Origin of the sequence: Protofrankia sp. Cr1, from assembly GCF_963555865.1 — a bacterium.
In the GTDB taxonomy this organism is placed as follows: Bacteria; Actinomycetota; Actinomycetes; order Frankiales; family Frankiaceae; genus Protofrankia.
Genome location: NZ_CAUVXO010000455.1, coordinates 1 through 4274, shown reverse-complemented (window position 1 = coordinate 4274; position 4274 = coordinate 1). Strand labels below are relative to the sequence as shown.

4 protein-coding genes are annotated in these 4274 nt (G+C 64.1%); 2 read left to right on the top strand and 2 right to left on the bottom strand.

Annotated elements, in window-relative coordinates:
• Positions 1-221: 221 nt before the first annotated feature.
• The gene (locus U9980_RS23570) at positions 222-1706 is read right to left on the bottom strand and encodes a hypothetical protein (RefSeq protein WP_322769940.1); all 1485 of its coding nucleotides are present in this window, start codon (positions 1704-1706) and stop codon (positions 222-224) included.
• A gap of 61 nt (positions 1707-1767) precedes the next feature.
• On the opposite strand from U9980_RS23570, the gene U9980_RS23565 reads away from it, so the two are divergent.
• Entirely contained in the window at positions 1768-1971 is a 204-nt protein-coding gene (locus U9980_RS23565) for a hypothetical protein (protein ID WP_322769939.1), read from the top strand.
• Positions 1972-2089: 118 nt separating this feature from the next.
• Positions 2090-2350, top strand: a complete 261-nt coding sequence (locus U9980_RS23560) for a hypothetical protein (RefSeq protein WP_322769938.1) — start codon at positions 2090-2092, stop codon at positions 2348-2350.
• 125 nt (positions 2351-2475) lie between these two features.
• Here U9980_RS23560 and U9980_RS23555 read toward each other — a convergent pair whose 3' ends face one another.
• Positions 2476-3915, bottom strand: coding sequence for an arylsulfotransferase family protein (locus U9980_RS23555; RefSeq protein WP_322769937.1), 1440 nt, complete (start codon positions 3913-3915; stop codon positions 2476-2478).
• Positions 3916-4274: the final 359 nt, after the last annotated feature.

Sequence of the window (4274 nt, the reverse complement as noted above, 5' to 3'; positions counted from 1 at the left end):
TCAACCCTAGGTTGACGTATGAACCGTCGTCAACCTAGGGTTGACGCCTGTCCGGGTCCGGACCCGACGTGCTGGTCGGGCCCACCCTTGCCGCGCACACCTTCCGCGCAGCCAGGACCATCCCGACCAGCTACGCCAGCCCACCACCCGACTCCAAGCCGACCGCCAAGCTGTCATAGTTCACGGCATCGGTGTAGAGACAGGGTCTCTGATGGTGGCGTTCAGTCAAGGAAATCGGCCAGCGCCTGCGCGTCACGCAACGCTTCCTCCCGGTTCGCGACGAGTTCGCCGAGGGCACGCTGCGCTACTCCGGTCAGCTTCTCCTCCATGTCCTCGACCGCAGGCGGTTCGGGTGGGATCTGCCGGCTCGCAGAGACCTGGAATGCGTCGGCCAGTTGCCGCGTCACTGTTCCGGCGATGACCTCGAACAGCGGCGGCGGGTCTCCCTTCTCGACGTATTTGACGAAATTCTGCTGAAGATTGTGAGGGAGCAGGTCCCAGAACCAGTGAAACACGGCGCATTGTGGAGCCAGTCGGCCAAGCGCATCATAGGCGTATCTGCCGAGCAGCACGGGGTGCACCGGTGAGCTGAGCGCTTCGAGAACGGCATCCGACCACAGCATCATCCAGAACGCGGCCGACCGCATCGCCTTCTGCGCTCGTGGCGGGGCGAGCCAGATCCCGCAGTTTACGAAGAAGTGCTCGATCTTCTTGGCGTTGGCGGCCCAGTCGGCGGTGCCCGGCGTGACGAACCCGGGATGCGTGGGGTCGCCAGGCAGACCGCGGAGGTTGATGTCGAAATGGTGGTGCCACGTCGAGTCGGCGACGATCCGTCCGACGGCTGCCTCGTGGCCGTTGTACACCGATAGCACGCCGACCTCGCGTCCCACCGTGTTGGAGGTAGTGTCAGCGATCCGTCCCCAGGCGATGACCTCCGCTGCGACAGGGCCGCCAGGGCCGCTTGGCCATTCGGTGGCCGGCGTCGGGGACGGAGCCAGAGCCTCACCCTCATGCTGATGGTCCGGGAACACGTTGATGGGGCCCAACGGACTGCACAGCAACGGATGCGGTGCGCGCCAGATCAGGCCAGCCCAGCGCCAGGCGAGCCGCAGCGGTTGTGGGATGCCGTCAGACTGGTCGTCAAACTCGTAGATACCGTTTGGACCAGCCTGTAGCGTGCTGTTCCATAGCGGTGGAGCAGCGGGCGGGGCAGGCTGTTGCCGCATCTTGCCGGCCCGAGGGATATTCGCGACCGCATTGCCGAGATTCGCGTGATCTCCTGTGATCAGTACTCCGCCTTGGTGACTGTCGGTGAAGCTGGTCACGGCCGCGATCTCTGTCGCGGTGAGTTGTGGCTGGGCCTGGATGCTGTAAATCCACAGCTCGTCGAAGCTGTCGAGCGCGAGTGCTGCGGCAAGATCTAATCCTTGGTGCTGCGCCGATGGATCACCGAGCCGATGCACTGTTGTCACCTCGAAGCGTACCCATGGGTAGTGGTTCGCGGTGAGCGTCGCAATGACCTGCTTGAGACCGAAAAATGGGCCACCGTCGAACTGAATTGATCCGTCGGCATAGAAGAGAATCTTCACGGTGACTGGGCGAGGAAACCAGGGGAAGCGTTTTTGCCAGTCGGGCAGCTGCCATCTCCCCGCAATTTCGACACGAATCTCTTCGAATTCTGGCGACAGTAGCATGTCAACCCCCATATACGTTTCTCGGCGTGCCATGATTGATCGATTTGGTAGCCTTGCGTACCCGTCGCGTCGAGTGTCCGCGGCTCGCGTCACCTATGCGTCACCGCTGGGCCGGGGCGGCGGCTACCCGTCCACGGCCACCATCGCGCGCAAGCTCGGGATGGCCACCGGCGCGGTCGAACGCTCCCTGGCCCACCTCGCGCACCACGGGGCGGTCCGCCTTGCCGACGGGTCCCGGCCCGTCGTCGTCGGAGCGAACCTGACAGCCACGACGTAGGGCTGCCGGTAACAACGCGTCCACCAAAGGAGCGGAGCTGGGGTGCGTGCATCGCGAGGCGGGCGGCAGGTGCGTTGTCCCCCAGGCATGTGCCGCCTCGACTGGCCCGAAGGGGCCGATGATCACCGCCGCAGTCTTCGGCCTCGCGGGCCACGAAACCCTCGCCGACGCTGCGGCCGGTGTCACTGTCCCGGTCGAGTTCCTGCTGCAGTGGGACGACGAACTGGTGCCGCGCGACTCGGGCCTCACGCTGTTCGGCGCCTTCGCCTCCCGCGAGAAGACGCTGCACGCCAACCCCTGCACCCATGCGGGCGTACCCGCGTTCGAGTTGGCGAGCTCGCAGCGTTTCTTCACCCGTCACCTCCTCGACGGTGTCTAGCGGGTGTCCAGCGTCGGGTTGCTGACCTGGTAGTACGCCACGACGACAAGTCCCAAGGACTGGGGTGGGCTGCCAGCTGGTAGCAGCCCACCATGAAGCTTCTCTTCAACGATCAAACGGATGATTCAATCGACTTTTACGATCGTGGAGGTCCCGAGGACCTTCCCGTCCGCATCCAGCGCCTTCACCTGGAAGTACGGCCCGCGATTGTTCGTCGCGACCGCCGTCTCAAACCCGGACCGGCTGGCATGGCTGACAAGGGGCACCAGGGAACCGGCGTCTGGTCCACCGAGCACCTGCCAGGCCCTCGTCTGCGTCGAACCGTTCCAGGAGGCGTAAACGGTGGTTTGTCCACCGCTGGCCCGTGCCGCCACGCTCGGCGGGTAGTACGGGGTACCGATCCATTCGTTCCGAAACGCTCGATAGGAGATGTTGGAACCCGGCATCTTCGCGTCGTAGCGCAGGCTCTGCAGGCCGTTGTTCTCGGAGTTTCCCGCACCCGTGTACTCCGAATAGTACGACTCCTGACCCCACCCGATGAACGCGTCGCCGTTGGACAGCGCCTGCGTACTTCCCTGGGATGCCGCGTACAACGGTGGCTCATGATAGTAGGTCTTCACGGCGGACGCGTGGTGGTGACGAAAGTCGAGGCTGAGGATCAGGCCGTGCGACTGCTGTTCGGGTGTGTTGTCCGGTGAATTGCAGCAGCCATCGTCGAACATGCTGATCGTGTTTCCCGGCCGGAATCGGGCATCGTGCTGCCAGTAGAAGTCCGCGTTCTGGCCGAGAGTGAAGTCACTCTTCTTGCCGCCGAGTTGCCAGCGGATCCTCCCGGTGCGCTTGGCGATGTCGTAGACCGCCCACATATTGCGAGCCGAGACCAACAGCTGCCCGCCGGGTCCCTCATCGATCGAGTTCATGTGGTACGGATCCCATATCCCAGCGGATGACGACGCATCGGAGGCCGGCACCTGCGAATCGGCCGGGTTCACATGCGCCAGCATGTCCCACGAGAAGACAAGTCTGCCGGTGGCAAGGTCGACCTCCTGGATCTCACTGTCCAGGATCGCACCATTTCTGGAACCCCCGTAGGGGCGGAGATCCATGGGTACCGGTTTAGACGCGATGAACAGCGCAGTCCCCCGGCGGGTCAGGAGGAACTCGTGCTCGTCCGCGTTGAATCCGTGCCGCGCCGATACCGTCCTAAGCAGACGATAGTGGGTGTCGTAGATGTAGTAACACCCGCCCGGCTCGGGTGCACCGCCCGGCAGGTTCGTATACGTAGGCGGGATGGCGATGGATCCCTGCCACCAGGTCAACACCGGCTGCGCCGTTCCGGTCCGGGAGTTGTGATAGGTCTGCACCCTGAAGTCGGCGTTCTGGAGATTCGTCGAGGACAGCGGGCGGAACCAGACCGGATCGCCGGAGTCGTCGGCGATCAGTGACCCCGTCTGGCCGACCATCCCGCTCAGGCTGTAGGGGGCGACAAAAATCTTGCCGGGGGCTGTGCCCGGTCGTTGCGTGGTCACGGCAACCCGCATGGGATGCAGGTTCGGCGCGGACACGAAGCTCCACACGCTGCTGCCCGACATGATCGGTGCAGGGGTGGCCGAACCGCTCGACATACCAGAGCTGCCCGATGGGGGGGCGGGCTTCGTCGCACAGAGGCGAGGCGAGAGCGCTCTCGAACTCGCCGCGGCGGCGGGCCCACAGCTCACGATGATAAATCCAACAGCACACACCAATGCCTCGACGGTACGACCCATCCTTTTTCTTGCACTGCGAGCCCGCAACTCTCGCACCGCCATTGCCGACCTCCTTAGCAGCCGGACGCTCCTGTCCGATTGAGGCCCGGTCGGAATTTGTCCTGGAACCACCCGGCCACGAATGATCAGGGTTGGGGAGCAGGCGCTCTCTGGTGACG

Coding starts and splice junctions, on each gene's coding strand:
- U9980_RS23570 (WP_322769940.1), bottom strand. CDS start 1,706: ATGGGGGTTGACATGCTACTGTCGCCAGAATTCGAAGAGATTCGTGTC.
- U9980_RS23560 (WP_322769938.1), top strand. CDS start 2,090: ATGATCACCGCCGCAGTCTTCGGCCTCGCGGGCCACGAAACCCTCGCC.